At 66.5% G+C, this 23,560-nt stretch carries 20 protein-coding genes; 8 read left to right on the top strand and 12 right to left on the bottom strand.

Going from position 1 to position 23,560, the window contains the following annotated elements; genetic code table 11:
- Nucleotides 1–500 precede the first annotated feature (500 nt).
- On the top strand, nucleotides 501–1,691 hold the full coding sequence (sat, locus tag D105_RS0100665) for a sulfate adenylyltransferase (protein ID WP_018877189.1): 1,191 nt from the start codon (nucleotides 501–503) through the stop codon (nucleotides 1,689–1,691).
- Nucleotides 1,692–1,756: 65 nt separating this feature from the next.
- Here sat and D105_RS0100660 read toward each other — a convergent pair whose 3' ends face one another.
- Nucleotides 1,757–2,359, bottom strand: a complete 603-nt coding sequence (locus tag D105_RS0100660) for a CBS domain-containing protein (protein WP_018867723.1) — start codon at nucleotides 2,357–2,359, stop codon at nucleotides 1,757–1,759.
- A gap of 154 nt (nucleotides 2,360–2,513) precedes the next feature.
- A complete protein-coding gene (locus D105_RS0100655) occupies nucleotides 2,514–3,041 on the bottom strand; it encodes a metallophosphoesterase family protein (protein WP_018867722.1) in 528 nt (175 codons plus the stop codon).
- A gap of 225 nt (nucleotides 3,042–3,266) precedes the next feature.
- Here D105_RS0100655 and D105_RS0100650 point away from each other — a divergent pair, with 225 nt between their 5' ends.
- The 3 genes from D105_RS0100650 to D105_RS0100640 all read left to right on the top strand — a co-directional run bounded on the left by D105_RS0100650 (nucleotide 3,267) and on the right by D105_RS0100640 (nucleotide 8,145).
- Complete coding sequence (locus D105_RS0100650) at nucleotides 3,267–6,128, top strand: molybdopterin oxidoreductase family protein (protein ID WP_018877188.1); 2,862 nt, start codon at nucleotides 3,267–3,269, stop codon at nucleotides 6,126–6,128.
- A gap of 284 nt (nucleotides 6,129–6,412) precedes the next feature.
- On the top strand, nucleotides 6,413–7,144 hold the full coding sequence (locus D105_RS0100645; RefSeq protein ID WP_018877187.1) for a 4Fe-4S dicluster domain-containing protein: 732 nt from the start codon (nucleotides 6,413–6,415) through the stop codon (nucleotides 7,142–7,144).
- 17 nt (nucleotides 7,145–7,161) lie between these two features.
- Nucleotides 7,162–8,145 carry a DmsC/YnfH family molybdoenzyme membrane anchor subunit gene (locus D105_RS0100640; RefSeq protein ID WP_018867719.1) on the top strand — a complete coding sequence of 328 codons (984 nt, stop codon included), beginning with the start codon at nucleotides 7,162–7,164 and terminating at the stop codon, nucleotides 8,143–8,145.
- A 70-nt stretch (nucleotides 8,146–8,215) separates the two neighbouring features.
- Here the strand turns inward: D105_RS0100640 and D105_RS0100635 are convergent, their stop codons facing one another.
- Nucleotides 8,216–9,382: a hypothetical protein gene (locus D105_RS0100635; RefSeq protein ID WP_018877186.1), complete on the bottom strand. Its 1,167-nt coding sequence runs from the start codon at nucleotides 9,380–9,382 to the stop codon at nucleotides 8,216–8,218.
- 151 nt (nucleotides 9,383–9,533) lie between these two features.
- On the opposite strand from D105_RS0100635, the gene adk reads away from it, so the two are divergent.
- A complete protein-coding gene (gene adk / locus D105_RS0100630; protein WP_018877185.1) occupies nucleotides 9,534–10,190 on the top strand; it encodes an adenylate kinase in 657 nt (218 codons plus the stop codon).
- A gap of 128 nt (nucleotides 10,191–10,318) precedes the next feature.
- Here adk and D105_RS0100625 read toward each other — a convergent pair whose 3' ends face one another.
- The 3 genes from D105_RS0100625 to D105_RS0100615 all read right to left on the bottom strand — a co-directional run bounded on the left by D105_RS0100625 (nucleotide 10,319) and on the right by D105_RS0100615 (nucleotide 13,219).
- Nucleotides 10,319–11,527, bottom strand: coding sequence for a 6-phosphofructokinase (locus D105_RS0100625; RefSeq protein ID WP_018867716.1), 1,209 nt, complete (start codon nucleotides 11,525–11,527; stop codon nucleotides 10,319–10,321).
- 219 nt (nucleotides 11,528–11,746) lie between these two features.
- Nucleotides 11,747–12,619: a dienelactone hydrolase family protein gene (locus D105_RS0100620; RefSeq protein WP_018877184.1), complete on the bottom strand. Its 873-nt coding sequence runs from the start codon at nucleotides 12,617–12,619 to the stop codon at nucleotides 11,747–11,749.
- A 135-nt stretch (nucleotides 12,620–12,754) separates the two neighbouring features.
- Nucleotides 12,755–13,219 (bottom strand): tRNA (cytidine(34)-2'-O)-methyltransferase, encoded by a 465-nt coding sequence (locus D105_RS0100615; RefSeq protein ID WP_018867714.1) that lies wholly within the window; start codon nucleotides 13,217–13,219, stop codon nucleotides 12,755–12,757.
- Between D105_RS0100615 and D105_RS0100610 the strand changes: the two genes are divergently transcribed.
- Nucleotides 13,218–14,210, top strand: coding sequence for a dihydroorotate dehydrogenase (locus D105_RS0100610; RefSeq protein ID WP_018877183.1), 993 nt, complete (start codon nucleotides 13,218–13,220; stop codon nucleotides 14,208–14,210). The two genes, D105_RS0100615 and D105_RS0100610, sit on opposite strands and share 2 nt — an antisense overlap.
- A 254-nt stretch (nucleotides 14,211–14,464) precedes the next feature.
- On the opposite strand, the gene ntrC is transcribed toward D105_RS0100610, so the two are convergent.
- The 6 genes from ntrC to D105_RS0100580 all read right to left on the bottom strand — a co-directional run bounded on the left by ntrC (nucleotide 14,465) and on the right by D105_RS0100580 (nucleotide 20,209).
- Nucleotides 14,465–15,901, bottom strand: a complete 1,437-nt coding sequence (ntrC, locus tag D105_RS0100605) for a nitrogen regulation protein NR(I) (RefSeq protein WP_018877182.1) — start codon at nucleotides 15,899–15,901, stop codon at nucleotides 14,465–14,467.
- Nucleotides 15,901–16,998 (bottom strand): nitrogen regulation protein NR(II), encoded by a 1,098-nt coding sequence (glnL, locus tag D105_RS0100600; RefSeq protein ID WP_018875920.1) that lies wholly within the window; start codon nucleotides 16,996–16,998, stop codon nucleotides 15,901–15,903. The genes ntrC and glnL overlap by 1 nt, the downstream gene beginning before the upstream one ends.
- A 492-nt stretch (nucleotides 16,999–17,490) precedes the next feature.
- Nucleotides 17,491–18,123, bottom strand: a complete 633-nt coding sequence (locus tag D105_RS0100595; protein WP_018877181.1) for a DUF4124 domain-containing protein — start codon at nucleotides 18,121–18,123, stop codon at nucleotides 17,491–17,493.
- 111 nt (nucleotides 18,124–18,234) lie between these two features.
- Nucleotides 18,235–19,095, bottom strand: coding sequence for a hypothetical protein (locus D105_RS0100590; protein ID WP_018877180.1), 861 nt, complete (start codon nucleotides 19,093–19,095; stop codon nucleotides 18,235–18,237).
- A complete protein-coding gene (locus tag D105_RS0100585; protein ID WP_018875917.1) occupies nucleotides 19,089–19,484 on the bottom strand; it encodes a DUF2782 domain-containing protein in 396 nt (131 codons plus the stop codon). Before D105_RS0100585 ends, D105_RS0100590 begins: the two co-directional genes overlap by 7 nt.
- Entirely contained in the window at nucleotides 19,484–20,209 is a 726-nt protein-coding gene (locus D105_RS0100580) for a TIGR00730 family Rossman fold protein (RefSeq protein ID WP_018867707.1), read from the bottom strand. The genes D105_RS0100585 and D105_RS0100580 overlap by 1 nt, the downstream gene beginning before the upstream one ends.
- Nucleotides 20,210–20,328: 119 nt before the next feature.
- Between D105_RS0100580 and polA the strand changes: the two genes are divergently transcribed.
- Complete coding sequence (polA, locus tag D105_RS0100575; RefSeq protein WP_018877179.1) at nucleotides 20,329–23,031, top strand: DNA polymerase I; 2,703 nt, start codon at nucleotides 20,329–20,331, stop codon at nucleotides 23,029–23,031.
- Nucleotides 23,032–23,550 (top strand): hypothetical protein, encoded by a 519-nt coding sequence (locus D105_RS0100570; RefSeq protein ID WP_018875915.1) that lies wholly within the window; start codon nucleotides 23,032–23,034, stop codon nucleotides 23,548–23,550. It begins immediately after the preceding gene.
- Nucleotides 23,551–23,560 lie beyond the last annotated feature (10 nt).

Below are 23,560 nucleotides of genomic sequence, written 5' to 3'. Positions count from 1 at the left end.
GGCACACCGAGTCTGTGCCAACTCGATCTTTTGCTTCAAATCAAACTTGCTTCCCCGCGCATAAGCCCGATGAATGAGGTCATATGCTTATTTATGGAAACACTTATCTAGCGGCCCAGGCAGACGCCATCGCAAGCCGCCAGGCTGGCCCGGGGGCGGCACACCGCCCGCTGCCCGCAGCACGCGGGTCCGGGGCGCCAGCGATGGCACCGGAACGAACGCCCGGGCCGGGTGAGACAAAGGGAGAACGGCCGCTGATCGAGGCGCTCCCGGGGCAGGGCTGACGGCCCTGACGGGTGGACAGATCCGGATTTGCGGCTGCGGGGGCGGTCAAGAAACCCGAACCTTTATGGACTATCTTGTGCTACGTTCGGGGTCGACCAGCAGCGCGCCCGCCCCGTCAACCGGGTGGGCGCATGCGCCCCGAACACGACTTACGTGTGGCACAGACCACCCCATCCATGCAGTTCACATCCAGCGTCGGCAGGAGAGAAAGCCCCATGATCAAACCGCACGGTGCAGACACCCTGAAGCCCCTGTTCGTCTACGACCCCGATCAACACCACGCCCTGCTGCAGGAGGCCGAGACCCTGCCCTCCGTGGTCATCAGCTCCGGCGCCGCCGGCAACGCCGTCATGATGGGCGGCGGCTATTTCACGCCGCTGACCGGGTTCATGAATGTCGCCGACGCCATGAGCTGCGCGGAGAACATGCGAACCACCAGCGGCCTGTTTTTCCCGGTGCCCGTGGTCAACCTGCTGGAGGATGCGGACGCCATTCGCGGGGCCAAGCGGATTGCCCTGCGCGACCCGAACATGGAGGGGAACCCGATCCTCGCCATCCAGGAGGTCGAGGCGATCGAGGAATTCACGCCCGAGCAGATGGCGACCATGACCGAAAAGGTCTACGGCACGACCGACATGGAACACCCCGGGGTCGCCGCCTTCAACAGCGTGGGCCGCGTCTGCGTATCGGGGCCCATCCAGGTGCTGCACTTCTCGTACTTCCAGGACGATTTCCCCGATACCTTCCGCACCGCCGTCGAGATCCGCAACGAGATCGCGGAACGCGGCTGGAACCGGGTGGTCGCGTTTCAGACCCGCAACCCGATGCACCGCGCCCACGAAGAGCTGTGCCGCATGGCCATGGAGCAACTGGATGCGGACGGCGTGGTGATCCACATGCTGCTGGGCAAGCTCAAGCCCGGCGACATCCCGGCCCCGGTGCGCGACGCCGCCATTCGCAAGATGGCCGAGCTCTACTTCCCGCCGAACACGGTGATGATCACCGGATACGGCTTCGACATGCTCTATGCCGGTCCGCGCGAGGCCGTGCTCCATGCGCTGTTCCGCCAGAACATGGGCGCGACCCACTTCATCATCGGGCGTGATCACGCCGGGGTGGGGGACTACTACGGGCCGTTCGATGCCCAGACGATCTTCGACACCGAGGTACCCGCGGGCGCGCTGGAGATCGAGATCTTCCGGGCCGACCACACGGCCTACTCGAAGAAGCTAGACCGGGTGGTGATGATGTGCGATGCACCCGACCACACGAAGGAGGATTTCGTGCTCCTGTCCGGCACCAAGGTTCGCGAGATGCTGGGCCGAGGCGAGGCACCGCCGGTCGAGTTCTCCCGCCCGGAAGTGGCCAAGATCCTGATGGAGTACTACCAGGGGCTGAACCGGTAGCAGAAACGCGGTTCAGGCATCCGACCACCCGCACACTCGCGCGGGTGGCCGGATGTCGGCTCCGGCTAATAGGTCTTGGACAAGGTCGCCTGGATCTGCGCGAAGGTGCGGGCGACGTCGAAGGTCTGCACCTGAATCCCCAGCTGACGCCCGATCTGGGTCGCCGAGAATATCCCCCTTATGCGAGTCTCACCCGTCTGGGGATCCCGCTGACCGACCAGCGCATGCTGGCGCCCCCAGTCCTTCAGCGTGGCGACGATATCCGCCACGTCCGCCTGCATCACGCGCTGCATGTCCAGCAGGTCCACGTCATCCAGCGGCACCATCAGGTCACGCACCCGAAGGTCGTCGTACCGCATGCCGCGCTCGTTCACCATCTGGACCGGGCGCTCCCCCTGAGTGTCGCGGGCCGTGATCAGACCCAGCACGCGCTCCGAGTCCACTACGATCAGCAGCCGGACACCCCGGGCGATCATCTGCTCGGTCGCCTGGTTGAGCGTCGCCTCGGGACCGATCGTCGCAACCGGCACCCGGCGGAAATCGGTCATTACGCACAGCGCCGAGGAAGCCAGGGTGACCTGGGGGTCTTCCTCCGACACCTGCTGGAGCCCGATTCCGGGGGCCGCCTTTTGCGACGGAAGGGGCTTGTGCGGGAATTCTGCGGTCATCGCGTTTCTCCATCCACGGTGGAATCCAGAGGGACACGAATGACGCGCCCTCTCCTAGACGATGCCCTGAGACGAAGGCGCTGACAAGCGGGTCGATCATCCCGCGCCGAAACGCCACCCCGCTGCCGAATGCGGGCCGTATGACCGAGTCGGATCAGGCCGCGCTCTCCTCGGGTGTCGCCCGGATCGCGAAGTCCATGGTCTCGAGATCGCCCAGCGCCCAGGTCGCCCGCGGCGCCCCAAGCCCGGCCACGGTGCCCGGATTCACGAGCCAGGTGGCGCCATCCTTCACGTGCGGCTGCTGGCGGATCTCGGTCTCGTGGCTGTGGCCGCAGCAGACGAGGTCATAGTCCCCGGTGCAGGCCATCGCATGGGCGTAATGGGGGTAGTGCGTGACGAAGATGCGCCGGCCACCGAGGGTGATGGTGGCGTCCAGCCCGTAGTAGTGCAGGAGGCCATCGGACTGGTGCGCGATGCGCGAGATCGCGACCGGGTCCCCCAGGTTGTTGCCGTGCACCGCGTGGATCGGCACACCCAGCTTCAGTGACGCCCGCAGCGTGTTGCCGCCGATCACGTCACCACAGTGGATGACCGCCTCGGCGCCCTCGGCAATGCCGGCCTCGATCGCGCGGGCCAACATCGGGCCACGGTCGTGACTGTCGGAAACAATGCATACCTTCATGGGTTGGCAGGCCTCTGTTGTGAAATTCCGGTGCCGGAACGATAACACTGCCGCGCCCCGCCCTGCGTCCGGGCCCGATTCGGGGCATCCGAACGGGCGCGAAGAATCCATCTTTGACTCCCTTGTGGTGGATACCCCGGAACTGCATAGTGGGGGTAACCCCGATCGAAGTAAGGGGTATTGCAGTATATCGCGATTGTCTAACTTACAAGGCGTTGACGATTTATGGCACAGACCCCGTCGCAGGAAATCAAGAACACCACCTGTTACATGTGCGCCTGCCGCTGCGGCATCCGGGTGCACCTGCGCGACGGGGAGGTGCGCTACATCGATGGCAACCCGGAGCACCCGATCAACGAAGGCGTGATCTGCGCCAAGGGCGCCTCCGGGATCATGAAACAGCACTCGCCCGCGCGGCTGACCCAGCCCCTGCGGCGCAAGGCCGGCGCCGAGCGCGGGGATGGCGAGTTCGAGCCGATCTCCTGGGAAGAGACCTTCGAGATCCTCGCCGAACGCCTCGGGCACATCCGCGAGACCGACCCGAAACGCTTTGCCCTGTTTACCGGGCGCGACCAGATGCAGGCCCTGACCGGGCTGTTCGCCAAGCAGTTCGGCACCCCCAACTACGCGGCCCACGGCGGCTTCTGCTCGGTGAACATGGCCGCCGGCATGATCTACACCATCGGCGGCTCGTTCTGGGAGTTTGGCGGCCCCGACCTGGAACGCTCGAAGCTGTTCGTGATGATCGGCACCGCGGAGGACCACCACTCCAACCCGCTGAAGGTGGCGATCTCCAAGTTCAAGCGCCAGGGCGGGCGCTTCATCTCCATCAACCCGGTGCGCACCGGCTACTCGGCCATCGCCGACGAATGGGTGCCGATCCGCCCCGGGACCGACGGTGCCCTGCTGCTGGCACTGATCCACGAGATCATCAACAAGGGCCTGTACGACCGCGACTTCCTGGTCCGCTACAGCAATGCCGGCCAGCTGGTGAACATGAACGAGGAGCAAGACGACTTCGGCATGTTCCTGCGCACCGAGGATCCGCCCGAGGAGGGCTGCTACGACGCGCAGAACCAACTGTGGTGGGACCGCAAGACCGGACGCGCGGTGCCGACCCACACGCCGGATGCCGATCCCTTCCTGCTCGGCGAGTTCACCCTGGATGACGGCACCCCGGCCAAGCCCGCCTTCCAGCTGCTGCAGGACCGGGTCGCCGAATACACGCCGGAATGGGCCGCCCGGATCACCGGGATCGATGCCGAGGACATTCGCCGGCTGGCCCACGAAATGGGCGTTACCGCGCGCGACCAGCGCATCGAACTCCCCATTGCCTGGACCGACTCCTGGGGCGTGGAACACGAATCCGTCACCGGGAACCCGGTGTCGTTCCATGCGATGCGCGGACTGGCCGCGCACTCCAACGGCTTCCACACCATCCGTTCGCTGTCGATTCTGATGTCGCTGCTGGGCACCATCGACCGCCCCGGCGGCTTCCGCCACAAGGCGCCGTTCCCGCGTCCGATTCCACCCTGCGCCCGCACGCCCAAGGGGCCGGAGGGCGTGCAGCCAGGCAAGCCGCTGGACGGCATGGTGCTCGGCTGGCCCGCGGACCCGGACGACCTGTTCGTGGACGACAAGGGCGAGCCGGTACGCCTCGACAAGGCCTTCTCCTGGGAATACCCGCTGGCCGTGCACGGCATGATGCACAACGCCATCACCAACGCCTGGCGCGGGGACCCCTACCCGATCGACACCTTGCTGATCTTCATGGCCAACATGGCGTGGAACTCGACCATGAACACGGAAGAGGTCCGCAAGATGCTGAACGACAAGGATGACAACGGGGACTACAAGATCCCGTTCCTGGTCGTCGCGGACGCGTTCCAGTCCGAGATGACCGCGTTCGCGGATCTGATCCTTCCGGATACCACCTATCTGGAACGCCACGACGTGATGTCCATGCTGGACCGCCCGATCTCCGAGTTCGACGGCCCGGTGGACTCGGTGCGGATCCCGGTGGTGCCGCCCAAGGGCGAGTGCAAGCCGTTCCAGGAAGTCCTTATCGAGCTCGGCTCGCGCCTGAAACTGCCGGCGTTCGTGAACGAGAACGGGGAGCGCAAATTCCGCGACTACCCCGACTTCGTCGTCAACTACGAGACCGAACCGGGCTCCGGTATCGGCTTCCTGGCCGGCTGGCGCGGCAAGGGCGGGGAGAAATCCCTGCGCGGCGAACCCAACCCCAACCAGTGGGAGATGTACGCCCAGAACAACTGCGTATTCCAGTACGAGCTGCCGCGCAGCTACCAGTACATGCGCAACTGGAACAAGGGTTATCTCGAGTGGTCGCAGCGCAACCGCATCACGCGCTTTGGCGAGCCGATCCTGATCCACCTCTATTCCGAGGTGCTGATGAAGTTCCGCGCCGCCGCCCAGGGCAAGGGCCCATCGCGCAAGGCCCCGGCGCATCTGGCCAAACGCGTGGAGACCTTCTTCGACCCACTGCCGTTCTACTACGACCCGCTGGAGTACCAGACCACCAACAAGCACACCTACCCCCTGGCCGCGATCACCCAGCGTCCCATGGCGATGTACCACTCCTGGGACTCCCAGAACGCCTGGCTGCGACAGATCCACGCGCACAACCTGCTCTACGTGAATTCGCGCACCGCGCGCGCCGCCGGGATCAACGACGAGGACTGGATCTGGGTGGAAAGCCAGTGGGGCCGGGTACGCTGCATGGCCAAGTACTCCGAGGCGGTCGAACCCGGAACGGTCTGGACCTGGAACGCGATCGGCAAGGCCGCGGGGGCCTGGAACCTGACACCCGAGGCCAACGAGTCGCGCAAGGGTTTCCTGCTGAATCACCTGATCTCCGAGGAGCTCCCGGGCGATGAAGGCCCGATCTCCAACTCCGACCCCGTCACCGGGCAAGCCGCCTGGTACGACGTGCGCGTGCGCATCTACAAGGCCGAAGAAGGGGCGCCGCAGGAGACATCGCCCCAGTTCAAGGCCCTGCACCCCTACCCCGGCCAGTCCAAGCGGGCCCGTGTGGTGAACTTCTTTGCGGGCCTGGGGAAACGCTGAACAATGTACACACTCGCGTTGGTACCCCAGGTTTTCCGAGACAAGGCGCGGTGCGCAGCCGGTAGTGGCTCTACCGGCAAGCGGCGCAACGCAGGATCGGGGAACCTGGGGTGCCAACCCCACAAACTATTGAAAAGCAGGGGCTCGGCCGCTTTTGCATGCGCACGGCGTTGCGGCTCCCTTGTGCAGAGTGACTGCACGGCAGTCGCCGCGCCTTGTTCGCACGCAAAAGCGACTCGAGCGCGAGTGCGCACATTGTGCAGCGTTTCCCCAGGAGGCAAGAAATGACCCAACTCGCCCTTGTCATCGATCTCAACGTCTGCGTGGGCTGCCACGCCTGCGTCACCAGCTGCAAGGAATGGAACACCTCGGGCGATGCCGGCCCGCTGGTCGACCAGAACCCCTACGACGCGGACCCCACCGGTACCTTCTTCAACCGCGTGCAGAGTTTCGAGGTCGGTGAATACCCGAATACCGAGACGGTCCACTTTCCCAAGTCCTGCCTGCACTGCGAAGAGCCTCCCTGCGTGCCGGTCTGCCCGACGGGGGCCTCCTACAAGCGCGAGTCGGACGGCATCGTGCTGGTCGATTACGACAAGTGCATCGGCTGCAAGTACTGCTCCTGGGCCTGCCCCTACGGGGTGCGCGAGGTAGACAGCGAAAGCAAGGTGATGACCAAGTGCACCCTGTGCGTGGACCGCATCTACAACGAGGAGCTGCCGGAGTGGGATCGCAAGCCGGCCTGCGTACGGGCCTGCCCGACCAACGCACGACTCTACGGGGACATTCATGATCCCGAATCGGTCGTCTCGAAGGCGATCCGCGAAGCAGGCGGCTATCAGCTGATGCCGGAATGGGGCACCAAACCGGCCAATCACTACCTGCCACGACGCAAGACTCAGCTGACCATCCGCGAGGACGAGGTGGAGCGCGCCGACAACCCGCTGAAGATCGACAGTCAGCTGCCGAAGCCCGGGCAGGAAGAACCCTCGCTCGACGACGTCACCAGCTGGTAAACAGGGACGAAGACACTATGCATCCAGCCTTCTCGGTTATCTTTCTCACCACCCTGATCGGCGCCGGCCAGGGCCTGTTTCTCGGTCTGTTCGGTGCCGAGTCTCTCAGTCTTCTGGGCGTGCTGCCGCCGCCCGGTTCGGACTTCCTGGCGCTGGGCTCCGCACTCGCCCTGGTCTTTCTGGTCCTCGGGCTGGTCGCCTCGTTCTTCCACCTGGGGCGCCCGGAACGCGCCTGGCGCACCGCCACCAAGTGGCGCACCTCGTGGCTGTCGCGCGAGGTAATCGTGCTCCCGGCGTTCATGGGCGTGGTCTTCCTGTACGGCGCGGCCCACGCGTTCGGGTTCAACCCGCCTCTGGGCACGCTGGCCGGGGACGTCCCCATCCTGCCGACCGTCGTGCTCGGTGCCATCGGCGCGCTGCTGGCGATCGTTCTGTATGTCACGACCGCGATGATCTACGCCTGCATCAAGTTCCTGCAGGAATGGCACTCCCCGCTGACCGTGGTGAACTACACCGTGCTGGGCGCTGCCAACGGCTTCACGCTGGCGGCTGCCTATGCGGCCTGGGCCGGTGTCCCGCTGGTCGCGTTCCTGGCGACGGTGGCGATCGTGCTGACGCTGCTGGGCCTGGCCACCCGCATCGCATCGCTGGTGCGCAACGCCCGTATCAAGTCGAAATCCACGGTGCAGACCGCGATCGGCGTGAAGCACCCGAAGATCCAGCAGAAGTCCCAGGGCTTCATGGGCGGTTCGTTCAACACCCGGGAGTTCTTTCACCACATGTCCGCGACGTTCCTGCGCGGGATGAAGTGGATCTTCCTGCTGGGGGCGTTCGCGATCCCGGCGCTCCTGCTCCTGATCGCCCTGGTCACCCGGGTCGACCCGGTCAATGTGCTGATCGCCGCGTTTGTCATCCAGTACCTGGGACTGGTGGCCGAGCGCTGGTTCTTCTTCGCCCAGGCCAACCACCCGCAGAACATCTACTACCAGTCGGTCGCCTGACCCCGGTCGGGGGGCGGCCTGGCCGCCCCCCCGTCCACCCCCACTACGGGCCCTGTTTCAAACAGACCGCTCAGGTGGCAGGCCAGCCCTCCGTCGCGATGCCTTCCCCCAGATCGACCTCTACCAGGCGGCGACGCACCTCCAGCAGCTTCTCGACCAGGGCCGGTTCGACGCGCTCGTAGGCCTCCGCGTCCGGCACCCGGTTAACCACCACCCCCAGCAGTTCGGTGATCGCGTTGCCGATCGAGTTCTGGCTGATCGTCACGATCAGACGGCCCTCGTCATTGCGGTAGATCAGCTGCTTGAAGGCCGGCTGCCAGCGAATGGCATGGGCGTACTTGGCATCGGTAAAGCAGCGGTCGCGCACCTTCTTGGCAGTCTTCAGGAAGTCGTTGTTGAACAGCAGGACCTCCTCCACCGCATCGGGAAAGTGCACGCCCTCGGGCATCGGGGCATTGCGGGTGGAGACCTGGGAGAAGAAGGTGCGATAGAAGTCCAGGAAGCCCTGCAGGATGGCGTCGTATTCGCGCCAGAAGCGGATGTCCTTCAGCGCCTCGACCCCGCCCTGGATCTCCCAGCTCGGCAGGCCGTGCGGGTAGCCGGTCAACCCGAGGCGCGCCTCGTGATCGGACGCAGGGCGCAGGATCTGCAGGTCCAGGGCCCGGGTAAAGAACGCCCGGTAGACCTCGCGCATATAGGCCTGAAACAGGCTGTGCTGCCCGCCATCAGTCAGATTGGGATTGCCCGGATCCGCCAGCGGCGCATCGGCCAGTTCCGACTTCGGAAAGACGATGAAATGGTTGTGCAGCATGCGGATGCTGGGCACCCCCGGCGCGGTCAGCGGCCACGTCGCGTCCAGGCTGGCCTCGCCCGCCAGCACCAGGGCCTCGGCCGGGTCCGGGTACTGCTCCAGCATGTACTCGATGATCACCCCGTTCATCCGGTTCCAGACATGCCGCACCGGCTCCGGCACCTGGGTGCGCCGCACCGGGCGGCCCATCGGGTCGAGGATGGTCTGCGAGGTGTTGTAGATGATGGAACAGTCGAACTCGTTGCTGTGCCCCAGCGCCTTGCGATAGAGCAGCAGGTTTTCCGGATTCACCAGCAGCCCGTTGTTGTGGACCAGGTCCGCCAGGTTTTCGGTGCTGTTGAAGAATTCGTTGGGTTTCATGCCCTCCGGGATGTCCAGGGGGATGGGCCGAAACGGCGTGGTGATCTCGCGGGGGCCGGCTTGCATGACGGTCAGTGACTCCTTGCAGAGGGGCGATGCCAGGGCGGCGCGGGCGGACTTGTACCTACAACCACAATGCCTGTACTGTAACTTGCGCGGCTCGGGAGTGTCTGCCGCGACCATAGCACAACCACCCACTCCTCAGAGGAGCGAGAGCATGCGACTGATTCTGTTGGGGGCGCCCGGCGCCGGCAAGGGCACGCAAGCCCAGTACATCTGCGAGAAGTACAACATCCCGCAGATCTCTACCGGCGACATGCTGCGCGCGGCGGTGAACGCAGGCACCCCACTGGGCATGAAGGCCAAGGAGGTCATGGATGCAGGCGGCCTGGTCTCCGACGACATCATCCTGGGTCTGGTGAAGGAACGCGTGGAGCAGCCCGATTGCTGCGACACCGGCTTCCTGTTCGACGGCTTTCCGCGCACCATCCCGCAGGCCGAGGCCCTGAAGGAACAGAACGTGCCGCTCGACTTTGTCGTGGAGGTGGATGTCCCGGACGAAGAGGTGATCCGGCGCATGAGCGGGCGGCGGGTGCACCCGGGCTCCGGTCGCACCTACCACGTCGAGTTCAACCCGCCGAAGGTCGAGGGCAAGGACGACGTCACCGGCGAGGACCTGATCCAGCGCGAGGACGACAACGAAGAGACGGTGCGCAAGCGCCTGGAGGCCTATCACAGCCAGACCCAGCCGCTGGTCGAGTTCTACTCGAAGTGGGCGGACAGTGATGACCCGTCGGCGCCGCAGTACGTCCACATCAAGGGAACGGGGTCGGTGGAAGACATCCGCGACCAGATCTTCAAGGCTCTGGGCTGACGATCTCGCGGAAGGCCCGGAAAGTGCCTCCCACGAGGTAAAAAGGCCCGCCCGGAGCACCGGGCGGGCCTTTTCGATTCGGGGACCAGCCAACCGGCCAGCCCCTTCTCCTGCCGAGCGGGCCGCGACTAGCGCCCCAGGACTTTGGTCACCTTGTTCTGCCGCAGCCGGTAGGCATCCGGCATGCCCGAGCCCAACAGGGGCCGCAGGTACATACGGAAGGCATCGGTGACATCGGTGCCCGAGGCATCGATGAACTCGTCCGGCATCACCTTGGTCTTGCCGGCGACCGCCTCCAGCGGCACATACTCGTAGTCCACCGAATAAAAGCCGGTGCGCTTGATCGCCACCGAACCGTCGCGACCTTCCCACATCGCGAACTGCACAGCCTTCTCGCCCACCTCGCGGGCTTCGCGCTGGTCGACATCCGAAACACAGCCAATAAAGGCCCGCTGCAGATAGCCGAAGGTGTCGCCACGCACCCGCTTCACCCCCAGCTTGTCGCGGATCTCGCCACACAGCATGTCCGCCAGCGCCCCGGTACCGGAGAGCTGGACGTTACCGTGGGCATCCTTCTCGACATCCTTCGCCAGCTTGGTCGCGATGGGTTCATCGTTGGCATCGTGGATGCCTTCGCTCACAGCAATCACGCAGCGGCCGTGGCGATCCATGGTGGCCTTCACATCCTTCAGGAACTGGTCGACCTCGAACACCCGCTCCGGCACGTAGATCAGGTGCGGCCCGTCATCCGGGAATTTCTTGCCGAGCGCGGAGGCCGCGGTGAGAAAACCGGCATGACGCCCCATGACCACCGCCAGATAGATCCCCGGCAGGGCGTAGTTGTCGAGGTTGGCACCAATAAAGGCCTGCGCCACGAACCGTGCCGCCGACGGGAAACCCGGCGTGTGGTCGTTCTCCACCAGGTCGTTGTCGATCGTCTTCGGGATGTGCACGCAGCGCATCGGATAGTTGGCCTTGCGCGCCTCCTCGCTGACGATGCGGACCGTGTCGGAGGAGTCGTTGCCGCCGATATAGAAGAAGTAGGTGATCTCGTGGGCCTTCAGGACCTTGAAGATCTCCTTGCAGTAGTCAAGGTCCGGCTTGTCGCGCGTGGACCCCAGGGCGGACGAGGGCGTCTGCGCGACCATCTCCAGGTTGTGGGTGGTCTCCTGGGTCAGGTCCAGGAATTCCTCGTCGATGATCCCGCGGACCCCGTGGAAGGCCCCGTAGACCAGTTCGACGTCGGTGAATTTCCGGGCCTCGAGGACCGCACCCACCATGGATTGATTGATTACCGCCGTCGGGCCTCCACCCTGGGCGATCAGAACCTTGGCCATCTTCGTCCTCCTTTTGCGACTTGCGTGCGAACCATCGGTGAACCGGCCGCATAGCGACCGGGGCATCTCGATGCAACAAAGCCCGAAGATAGCAAATTCCGCACCCTGTGTACGGAATTGTTTAATTGTATTATCAGAAACTTATTTAATGGCGCACAGCCCGGCGGGCCTACCTGCATAAGCGTCAGTTGTGCCCCCTGGCAGGGGGCAAGGCAGAACTCAGTCGGGCAGGTGCTGATTGACGAAGTGCGTGACCCGAATCATCGCGTCGCGCGAGGCGAGGTCATCGGCGAAGGTGCGGTTATTGCCGTTGCGGAAGTCGAAGCCGCGACCCACACCGGGATATTCGATCCAGGTGACATCACCGCCGCGGCTCTCCAGTCCATCCGCGGCCATGCGCGCGGTACGGTGGCGCTGGTACTGCTCCTCGTCGCCGATCAGGATCATCATCGGGATCTCGAGCTGATTGACCTCGTTGGCGTAGCGGTACACCTGGTGCGGCTCGCCCAGATTCGGGTCCTGCAGGTGCGGGTAGTAGCCGGCCCAGCAGGCGACATCCTCGACCTGGCGCTCGAAGGTGACGGCGACCTTCAGGGTCTTGTAGCCGCCACGAGTGATGGAGACCAGGCAGGCACGGTCGCCCGCGATGTCGTCACGCGCCAGCAGGACATCCAGCCCGCTGTTCAGATCGCCTTCCAGCTCGTAGTCATGATCCAGCGGGTGGCTCTCCATGAAGCGGCCGGTGTACAGGTCCGGCGCCAGCACCACGAAGCCGCGGGCGGCCAGGCGCTTCACGTGCAGTTCGGCCAGGTCGTCCAGGCCGCGCCGGCCGTGGGTCCAGAGGATCGCCGGATAGGCCTCGCCATCGGCCGGTCTTGCCACCATCGCCGGGATGTCGATGCCGTCGCGCTGGTATTCGATGCGTTCAATGGTGACCTCGTGGTTCTCCAGATCGGAATACATCACGCCGTCTTCCCACCAGTCGTCATCCCACCACCAGTTGTCGGAACCGGTGGGTTCATCGGCCGCCAGCGGCGCTACGAACAGGCTGGCAGCCGCCAGGAACAGGAGAGGACGCAGTACAGAAACCATCGGGAACCTCGTGCGGATCAATGTGGACAGGGCCGTCACAGGGAGACGGGCCGCTCGCGGGCTTTCTTCCGAGGGTAGTGCAAATGGCGAGGCCCTGCCGGGGGGCGCAGCAGATCGCCCAGATCCGACAGACTCCTAGTCTCCGCCGGAAAACCCGAGCTGGCGCCAAGCCTCGTAGACGACCACGGCGACTGCGTTGGAGAGATTCAGGCTGCGGCTGCCGGGCTGCATGGGCAGGCGCAAGCGCTGCCCGGGAGGCAGGGCTTCGAGCACCGAGTGGGGAAGACCGCGGGTCTCGGGGCCAAACAACAGGGCATCGCCAGCGCGGAAGGCCGGCGCATCATAGCGGGCGTGGCCGCGCGTGGTGATGGCGAAGACCCGGTCGGGCCGCACCGATTCCCGCCACTGTTCGAGGCTGTCATACTCTTGCACCCGGGCCAGCTCGTGATAATCGAGCCCGGCGCGGCGCGCCCGCGCACTGTCCAGCTCGAAGCCGAGCGGATGGATCAGGTGCAGCGCAGCGCCGGTATTGGCTGCCAGACGAATGATGTTGCCGGTGTTCGGCGGGATCTCCGGTTGAAAGAGGACGATGTGAAGCATGAGTGATTCGCGCACCGATCCGCGGCTGGCCCTGGAGTTCTGCGGGCTGCATTTGAACACGCCGCTGGTGCTGCTGTCCGGCTGCGTCGGCTTCGGCGAGGAGTACACCCGCGTGGCCGGCTTCTCCAATCGCGACGCCGGTGCGATCTGCCTGAAGGGCACCACCGGCCAGGCCCGTCTGGGCAACGCGCCGCACCGGGTCTACGAGACCCCGGACGGCATGCTCAACGCCATCGGCCTGCAGAACCCGGGCGTGGACCACGTGGTGGACCACACCCTGCCGCAGCTGGACTTCGAGGAGACCCGCTTCTTTGCCAATGTCTCCGGCTCCACCATCGAGGAGTACATCGAGGTCACCCGCCGCTTCGACGACTCGCCCATCGACGCCATCGAGATCAACATCTCCTGCCCCAATGTAAAGGAAGGCGGCGTCGCCTTCGGCAACGACCCGGACATGTCCGCGCGCGTGGTCGAGGCCTGCCGCAAGGTCACCTCCAAGCCGCTGATCACCAAGCTTTCGCCCAACCAGACCGACATCGCCGAAAACGCCCGCCGCTGCATCGAGGCCGGCACCGATGCTTTTGCGGTGATCAACACGCTGATGGGCATGGCGGTGGACGTCGAGAACCGGCGCGCAGTGATTGGCAACAACCAGGGCGGACTCTCGGGGCCCGCGATCAAGCCGATCGCGCTGCTGAAGGTCCAGCAGGTCTATCAGGTGGCCGCGCCCCACAACGTGCCGATCATCGGACAGGGCGGCGTGATGAACGCCACCGACGCGCTGGAATTCCTGATCGCCGGGGCCAGCACCGTCGGCGTGGGCACCGGGCTGTTCTACGACCCGCTGTGCCTGCCCAGGATCCTCCACGGCATCAGCGACTACATGGACCGCCACGGCTACACCCACGTACGCGACCTGACCGGCACCCTGCAACTCAACGGCGCCGTCTCCGCCTGCGCCCCGCCCGCCCCGCAGGACCCCACCACCTGAAGGCCTGTTTCACCACGAAGCACACGAAGGCACGAAGAACGGCCAGGTCAAAAGCGATAGAGCATTAACAGGAAGATGGGAAGGACGGAAGAATGCGGGAATGGTGCCCCGGGACTGATCAACCCGCCGGGCAGGCCCCAGGACACGGGCCAGCGGCCTTTACCCAAAAACCCTTCCCATCTTCCCTTCTTCCTGTGAACCGCTTTTGACCTGGCCGTTCTTCGTGCCTTCGTGGGCTTCGTGGTGAAATCAGCCTAGTCGTCGTCGAGGCCGAGTTCGTGGATCTTGCGGGTGAGGGTGTTGCGCCCCCAGCCGAGCAGGGCCGCCGCCTGCTGGCGGTGGCCGCCGGTGGCGTTCAGGGCCTCGCGGATCACCGTGCGCTCCAGTTGCGGCAGCACCGAACCCAGCAGGTCCTGGTCTCCACGCTGCCAGTGCTGGCGGGCCACCTGGGCCAGTTCGGCCGTCCAGTCCCGCGGGCCGGCGACCACGCCGGCCGGACCACCGTCCGGCTCGGCCCGGGTCTCGGCGGGCTGGTGCAGCTCGGCCGGGAGGTCGTCCAGGTGGACCTCGCGGCCCGACGCCATCACGGTCAGCCAGCGGCAGGTGTTCTCCAGCTGACGCACGTTGCCCGGCCAGGGCAGGCGCTGCAGCTCCGCCACCACCTCGGGGCGCATGGTCTTGGCTTCGACCCCCAGTTCCTGCGCCACCTCGGCCATGAAATGCTGCACCAGCAGCGGGATGTCCTCCGGGCGCTCGCGCAGGGACGGCACATGGATCCGGATCACGTTCAGACGGTGGAACAGATCCTCGCGGAACAGCCCCGCGCGCACGCGTTCCTCCAGATCCTGGTGGGTCGCGGCGATGATGCGCACGTCCACCCGGATCGGCGTATGGCCACCCACGCGGTAGAAGGTGCCATCGGACAGCACGCGCAGCAGCCGGGTCTGCAGGTCGAACGGCATGTCGCCGATCTCGTCGAGAAACAACGTGCCACCATCGGCCTGTTCGAAACGGCCCTTGCGGCTCTGGTTGGCGCCAGTAAACGCACCACGTTCGTGGCCGAAGAGTTCACTCTCCAGCAGATCCTTGGGGATGGCCGCGGTATTCAGGGCAATCAGCGGCTGATCGGCGCGCGGGCTGTGCTGGTGCAGGGCACGGGCGACCAGTTCCTTGCCGGTGCCCGACTCCCCGTTGATCAGCACGGTGATGTTGCTGCGCGACAGGCGGCCGATGGCGCGGAACATCTCCTGCATCGCCGGGGCCTCGCCGATGATCGGGGTTTCCTCGATCTCGGGGCCAGCGGTGCCGTTGTCCTGCCCGGCGCGCCGCGCCTCCAGTGCCCGCTGCACCAGAGCCACGGCCTCGTCCACATCGAACGGCTTGGGCAGGTACTCGAAGGCCCCGGTCTGGTAGGCGCCCACGGCGCTCTCCAGATCGGAGAAGGCCGTCATGATGATCACCGGCGGCGGATCGGGGCGCGTCTGCATGCGCGCGAGGAAGTCCAGGCCATTCAGGCCCGGCATGCGGATATCGGCGACGATGGTGTCCGGCACCGGGTCCCGGTCGAGCGCCGCCCAGGCGGCGTCCGCGGTCTCGAAGCCGCGCACCGCGATCGCGTGACGCTGGAGGGCACGCTCCAGCACCCAGCGAATCGAGTCGTCGTCGTCAATGATCCAGACAGTGGGCTCCATCACTTCCTGGCCTCCCGGGCCTTCGGGGGTTCAAGGGGCAGCAGGATGTCGAACGTGGTCGCCCCCGGGCGCGAATGGCATTCGATCAGACCGTCGTGCAGCTGGATCAGGCTCTGGGCAATGGGCAACCCGAGCCCGGTCCCGGCGGCGCGGCCGGTCACCATGGGGAAGAAGATGCGTTCGCGGATCTCCTCCGGGATACCGGGCCCGTTGTCGCGCACGCTCAGCTTGGCGACCAGGCGGTGGCGATGGCCGGAGATGGTGTACTGGCGCAGGATGCGCGAGCTCAGGGTGATCTCGCCCCCGTCCTCCAGCGCATGCACCGCGTTCTGCACCAGATTCAGGATCGCCTGCACCAGCATGTCGCGATCGGCCTGCACGTCCGGGATGCTGGGGTCATAGTCGCCGCGGATCTTCAGCCCCAGCGGCAGCTGCACACTGACCAGGCCCCGCACGTGCTCCAGCACCTCGTGCAGGTTGACGGGCTCGCGCCGCGGCAGGTTGTTCGGCCCCAGCATGCGATCGACCAGGCTGCGCAGCCGGTCGGCCTCGCGAATGATGATCTGGGTGTATTCCTTCAGGCCCGAGTCGTCCAGTTCGCTGGCAAGCAACTGCGCCGCCCCCCGCAGTCCGCCCAGCGGGTTCTTGATCTCGTGGGCCAGCCCCCGGGTCACCGCGCGGGTGATCGCCTGCTGCTTCTGTAACTGCTCCTCGCGGCTGATGCGCTCGTGGCGATCGATCGCATTCAGCTCGAACAGCAACTGCCCCGGCTTGTCGCCCTCGCCACGGAGCGGGGTGATGACCACGTCGGCGAGGAAACTTTCGGCCCGCAGCGGCTCCATCTGGCGCGCGCGCAGGGTGATCGGCTGATCCAGCGTCAGCGCCGAGCGCAGGCGGCTGGACAGATTCCGGTCCAGCTTGAGCCACTGGCCCAGACCATGCCCGACGATGCGTTCGCGACTGAGACCGAGCAGCACCTCGGCGGCGCTGTTCATGCTCAGCAGGCAAAGCTCGGCATCGGTCACCAGCACGGCCGTGGAGAGGTCGTCCCACCAGGGCGGGGTGGCCGGGCCGGAATTGGAAGCGGGCGTGGTCATCAAGAGGCCTCAAGCAGGAATCGCGCCAAGCAGGAATCGCCAGGCGGGGCGCCGAAGCCGGGGGCACGGTCACAAAACGCAGCCGAATCGCCAACCCCCAGAACCCAAAACGCCCTATGATGGTGCAATCATAGCACCATCATGGGGCGTTGTTTGCGCTATTTAAGTGCAGAGATCGAGGTTGTTAATTCGGAGCCGGCGTCACCGGCCAGGGAGACGCTGATTGAATCGCGCGTTCGCGCTCGAGTCGCTTTTGCGTGCGAACAAGGCGCGGTGACTGCCGTGCAGTCACTCTGCACAAGGGAACCGCAACGCCGCTCCCCCGCAAAAGCGGCCGAGCCCCTTCTTTCAATAGCTTGCGGGGTTGGTGCCCCCTGTTCCCCGATCCTGCGTTGCGCCGCTTGCGGGTAGAACCACTACCCGCTGCACGACGCGCCTTGTCTCGGAAAACAGGGGGCACCAACGCGGACGTGCGATTCAATCAGCGTCTCCCTAGGGCGCCCTGGGTGCCTGCGGGGCCCTGGGCGCCTGCGGCGCACCCCCGGGCGGGAATTGCTGCGGCCGCTGCTGCTGTTGCTGCTCGCGCGGAATGGCCATCCGCAACACGTTGAACTCGATGGTCGCGCTCGCCCCCAGCTCCTCGCCGGATGCGTCCACGATCCGGGCCTGCAGCGTATGCTCGCCGCGGTTCAGCCCCTCGAAGGTCGCCGTGGGCGACTGGCCCTCGCCCGCCTCCTCGCCGTTCAGCACCCAGATCACGCGATGGCCGGCGTCGGCATCCAGCGCTGGCTCGAGATCCAGCTCGGCACTCACATTGCCGTCGTTCGCCCGCACCCCCGAACCATCCTCCGGACGGGCAATTGCGACCCGCGTGTACGCACCCTCCGCCTCCGGCTGACCGCGGGGCCGCACGGGCCGCTCGAGAATCTCCCGCGCACCTTCCAGCGGGACCGCGCGCATGGGCTCGCGCACGTCCACGGGCTCGCTGGCGCGCCCCTCGGGCGGGCGGTCGCCAAAATGGACATTGCCCTGATCGTCGGTCCAGCGGTAGACGTCGGCACTCGCAAGCGCCGGGGCGAGAAGGACAGCCAGCGACAAGGCCAGCCAGAGCGTGGTTCGGAACATGGGTCTTCCTCCTTGGGCGGGATGGCGCGGCACCACCACCCTGCCTCCCGTGTACGTTCGGACCACCACAAGCCCGGAAGCTCCCGCGCCACCGGCACGGGCCAGCCGGGATCAGGCGGCCGCGCGAACCCAGACGCCCTGCAGCCGCGCCGCATCGGCCTGCAGGGTCGCGAGGCGATCCCGCTCGGCCGCCGCGGCCGCTCCCGACTCCAGCGCGGACAGCCAGTCATCCAGCGCAGCCAGGCGGAGCATCGTGGGCGCCGCCCCGCGTTCGATTGCAGTCAGTGGCCGCCGGGCATTGAACCCGGCCAGCACGGCCCGGTACCGCTCGGCATCCGGCTGCCCGGAGGCGTCCACGGCGAGCGCCAGGGCGATTCGCGCGAGCTGCCAGAAGGCCGGTACCGGCGCGGGCGGGATCACCAGATCGGCAAGACCGGCACCTTCCGGGTAGATGCGCACGGACTGCCAGTAGCTTCCCGCCAGCGGCAGGTCCTCGAAACGGTAGAGCCCCTGGTGGTGCAGCTCGGCGTCCAGGATCGCCCGGGACTCGGCATCCAGCGTGGACGCCATCGCATCGGCGCGCTCGCGCATCTGCTGCTGCAGCACCCCGCGCCGGTAGCCCTCGCCGACGGGCAAGGCCCCGGCCGTGTGACGCCCCTGCCAGTCGGCGGCGCGCTCGCCCAGGGCCTCCAGACTGCCGGGCCCCTCGGCCGCAACCGCGCCCTGCAACGCCTGACCGCGCTCCAGCACCAGCAGGACCTCACCAGGATCGGGATCCGCACCCCGGCCGATCACGCGACCGCAGCCGCCAGGTACCTCGCCGAGCGCGGATTCGAGCGCCGGCGCCACGGCGGATGCCAGGCGCAGACACTGCACCGGCCGGCCATCCAGTTCGAGGCCGCTCGGGCCATGGGTCAGGGCCAGGCCGGTCGCATCGGCGCAGGCCCGGGTCTCAGATTCGTTCTCTACCATCGGAAAATCACCCAGGACGGGGGTACGAAGTTGGGGTCGAGCTCGTTGCGACGGCCGTCCAGCGTGCCGTCGCCCGTGGTGTCGATCAGGTAGTAGGTCGGGCCCACGGCGGGCGTGACCTCGACCATCACCAGCTCGCCACCCATGCGGTATTCGCGCCGGGTCTCGCCGTCGCGCTCGATGATGATGATGTCGGCGTCCTCGAGCGAGCGCTGTTCGCGGGCGCGTTCATCCAGCACCGGGGGCGGCGGATCCGCGCCCTCTTCAAGCTCCGGCGGCGGCGGGGCATCCCCCCACTCGCGGTCTTCCTGCGCCAGCGCCGTGCCGGAAACCAGCAGCAGGGCCGCCAGCAGCGACAGGGGCAGGCTCGCACGCATCGAGGTCATCATCACAGTTCCATCAGTCGTTTCTTTTCTTCCGCGGACGGCTCGAAGCTGCGCGCCTCGTAGTACTCGAAGATCACGTCCACCACGTCTTCCGGTGAATCTACCAGCGAGTATAGCTGGAGGTCTTCCTCGTCAATGGTGCCCTGCTCCACGAGCGTATCCCGGAACCAGTCGAGCAGGCCCTTCCAGAATTCGCTGCCCACCAGCACGACCGGGATGCGCCGGGTTTTGCCGGTCTGCACCAGGGTCAGGATCTCCGCCAGTTCGTCCAGCGTCCCGAAGCCCCCGGGCAGCACCACGTAGGCCGAGGCGTACTTGACGAACATCACCTTGCGCGAAAAGAAGTGACGAAACCCCAGGCCCACGTCCTGGTAGTCGTTCGCGCTCTGCTCGTGCGGCAACTGGATATTCAGGCCGATGCTGGGCGAGCGGCCGGCGAACGCCCCCTTGTTGGCGGCCTCCATGATGCCCGGACCGCCGCCGCTGACCACCGCGAAACCGGCGTCCGAGAGCTGCCGCGCGGTTGCCTCGCCCAGCTGGTAGTAGCGATGCTCCGGCGGGAAGCGGGCGGAGCCGAAGATGCTCACCGAGGGCTTGATATGCGCCAGGCGTTCGAAGCCCTCCACGAACTCCGCCATGATCTGGAAGATCTTCCAGCTCTCGCGGGTCAGGGCGGAGTCATCGATCGGGCGCAGGCCCGGGTGTTCGGCACGTTCGCGGTTGTTCATGCAGCGGGTTCCCAAGGGTGAAGGCTTCAGCGTACCGGCGCCCCCGGGCGCGCACAAATGGTCGCGGCCCGGGCCGGGCCTGTAGAATGGCGCGCGTTCCCTGTCCGGATTCCACCTTCATGTCGCAAGCGCCTCTTGTCCTGGTCGACGGCTCGTCGTACCTGTTCCGCGCCTTCCATGCGCTGCCGCCGCTGACCGCGCCGGATGGCGCCCCGACCGGGGCGATGATTGGTGTGGCCAACATGCTGCGCAAGCTGCGCGCGGACTACGGCCCGGAGCACATGGCGGTGGTGTTCGACGCCAAGGGCAAGACCTTCCGCGACGACATCTATCCGGAATACAAGGCCACCCGCCCGCCGATGCCGGACGAGCTGGCCGCCCAGATCGAACCGTTGCACGAACTGGTGCGGGCGATGGGCCTGCCGCTTTTGTGCGTCGAGGGCGTGGAGGCCGACGACGTGATCGCGACCCTGGCCGACCAGGCCGCCGCAGCCGGGCACGACGTGGTGATCTCCACCGGCGACAAGGATCTCGCGCAACTGGTGAATGACCGCATCACGCTGGTCAACACCATGAGCGGGGTCACGCTGGACCCCGAGGGCGTGCAGGAGAAATTCGGCGTGGCCCCGGAGCAGATCGTCGACTACCTCGCGCTGATGGGCGACAGCGTCGACAACATCCCGGGCGTGGACAAGGTCGGCCCCAAGACCGCGGCCAAGTGGATCGCGAAGTACGGTGACCTCGACACCATTCTGGAACAGGCCGACGACATCGGCGGCAAGATCGGCGAGAACCTGCGCGCCGCGGCCGAGCGCCTGCCCACCTCGCGCGAACTGATCACGGTCAAGCGCGATGTCGAGCTGGACGTCGGCCCCGACGACCTGAACATCCGCAAGCCGGATCACGAGCGCCTGCTGGAGATGGTGCGCCGCTACGGCTTCACCCGCTGGCGCGCGGAGCTGGAGGACAGCGAGGACGAGGCCGCCGGCGGCAATCCGGGCTCGTCGCAGGCGAAGGGCGACTACCGCACGTTGCGCGAGGCGGCCGAACTGGCCGAGCTGCTGGAGCGCCTGGACCAGGCCGAGCGGGTCGCCTTCGATACCGAGACCACCAGCCTGGATGCGATGCGCGCCGAGATCGTCGGCATGTCCTTCGCCTTCGAGCCAGGCACCGCCTACTACCTGCCGCTGGCCCACACCGGGCCGGATGCCGACCCGCAGCTGCCGCGCGCGGAGACGCTCGAACGCCTGAAGCCGTGGCTGGAGTCGGAGCGCCACGGCAAGCTGGGGCATCACCTGAAATACGACCGCAACGTGCTGGGTAATCACGGCATCACCCTGCGCTGCATCGTCGACGACACCCTGCTGGAGTCGTTCTGCCTGGACGCCGGGGCCAACCGCCACGACCTCGACTCCCTGGCCGAGCGCCACCTGGACTACCAGACCACGCACTACGAGGACGTGGCCGGCAAGGGCGCGAAGCAGATCCCGTTCGCCGAGGTGGATATCGGCATCGCCACCGATTACGCCGGCGAGGATGCCGACATCTGCCTTCAGCTGGATGCGGTGTTCCAGCCGCGCCTGCAAGAGGCTGAAGGCCCCGCGTTCGTCTACCGCGAGATCGAGATGCCGCTGGTCCCGGTGCTGGCGGATATCGAACGCGTGGGCGTAAAGGTGGACCCGGATCTGCTCGGCGAGCAGAGCCAGGAGCTGCTGGCCGAGATGGAGCGCATCGAGCGCGAGGCCTTCGAGGAGGCCGGCGGCGAGTTCAACCTCGGCTCGCCCAAGCAGATCCAGGAGATCCTGTTCGAGCGCCTGGGCCTGCCGGTGCTGCGGCGCACGCCCAAGGGCCAGCCCTCCACCGCCGAGGACGTGCTGGAGCAGATGGCGGACGACTACGCCCTGCCGCGCCTGATCCTCGAGCACCGCGGCCTGTCCAAGCTGCGCAGCACCTACACCGAGACCCTGCCCCGGCGCATCCACCCGGAGACCGGACGGGTGCACACCTCCTACCACCAGGCGGGGGCAGCCACCGGGCGGCTGTCGTCCTCGGAGCCGAACCTGCAGAACATCCCGGTGCGCACCGAGGCCGGCCGGCGCATCCGCCGCGCGTTCATCGCGGATGAGGGACACCAGCTGCTGGCGGCGGACTACTCGCAGATCGAGCTGCGCATCATGGCCCACCTGTCGCAGGACGCGGGCCTGCTGAAGGCCTTCGGCGAGGGCCAGGACATCCACCGCGCGACCGCCGCCGAGGTCTTCGGGCTGGACCCGGAGCAGGTCTCCGGCGATCAGCGCCGCGCGGCCAAGGCGATCAACTTCGGCCTGATCTACGGCATGTCCGCCTGGGGCCTGGCGCGCAACCTCGGCATCGAGCAGGGCGAGGCGCGCGAGTACATCGACCGCTACTTCAATCGCTATCCCGGCGTGCACGACTATATGGAACGCGCGCGCGCCTCCGGGCGCGAGAACGGCTATGTCGAGACCCTGTTCGGCCGCCGCCTGTACCTGCCGGAGATCAACAGCCGCAACGGGGCGCGACGCCAGCAGTCCGAGCGTGTCGCCATCAACGCCCCGATGCAGGGTACCGCCGCCGACATCATCAAGCGCGCGATGGTGCGCGTCGCCAACGATCTCGCGAACTCGAATATCGACGCCCGCATGATCATGCAGGTGCACGACGAACTGGTGTTCGAGGTGGCCGATGCGGCCGTGGAGGACCTGACCACGCTGGTGCGCCAGGCCATGAGCGGGGCCGCCGAGCTCGACGTGGAGCTGGTGGTAGATGTCGGCACCGGCGCCAACTGGGACGACGCACACTAGATGTCGGATTCACTGGCCAAGGGGTTCAACCGGCTCGCCCCCTGGCTGGTCGCGGTCCTGTTGCTGGCGACCGCCTGGGTGCTGGCCGAACGCTATCTGGACACCGGTGGTTCCGGCGGGATCACCATCGTCCAGCCGGAGGACTGCGACCTGAACGCAGGGCCCTGCAGCGCCGACCATCCGGCGGGCGGTACGCTGACCCTGGGGATCACGCCACGCCCCGTGCCGATGCTGCAACCACTTGAGCTGACCCTGGAGCTGGACCCGGCGGCCCGGGGCAACCTCGGCGAACCCGAGGCCCTGGAACTGGATCTGGCCGGGGTGGAGATGTACATGGGCTTCCAGCGCCCGCGGCTGGAACACACAGGCGGCGGGCGCTATGTCGGCGAGACGACGCTGCCCATCTGCACCACCGAGGCCATGACCTGGGCCGCCACCGTGATGCCCGCGGGCGATGCGGATGCGGCCCGGGTCCAGTTTCGTTTTGTCACCCGCCGCAGCCACAGCGACAACCCCTGAGGAAAACCGA

This window comes from Thioalkalivibrio sp. ALE28, assembly GCF_000377425.1.
GTDB lineage: Bacteria > Pseudomonadota > Gammaproteobacteria > Ectothiorhodospirales > Ectothiorhodospiraceae > Thioalkalivibrio.
Note: the sequence above shows the minus strand (reverse complement) of the source record. Positions and strands in the feature narration are given on the sequence as shown.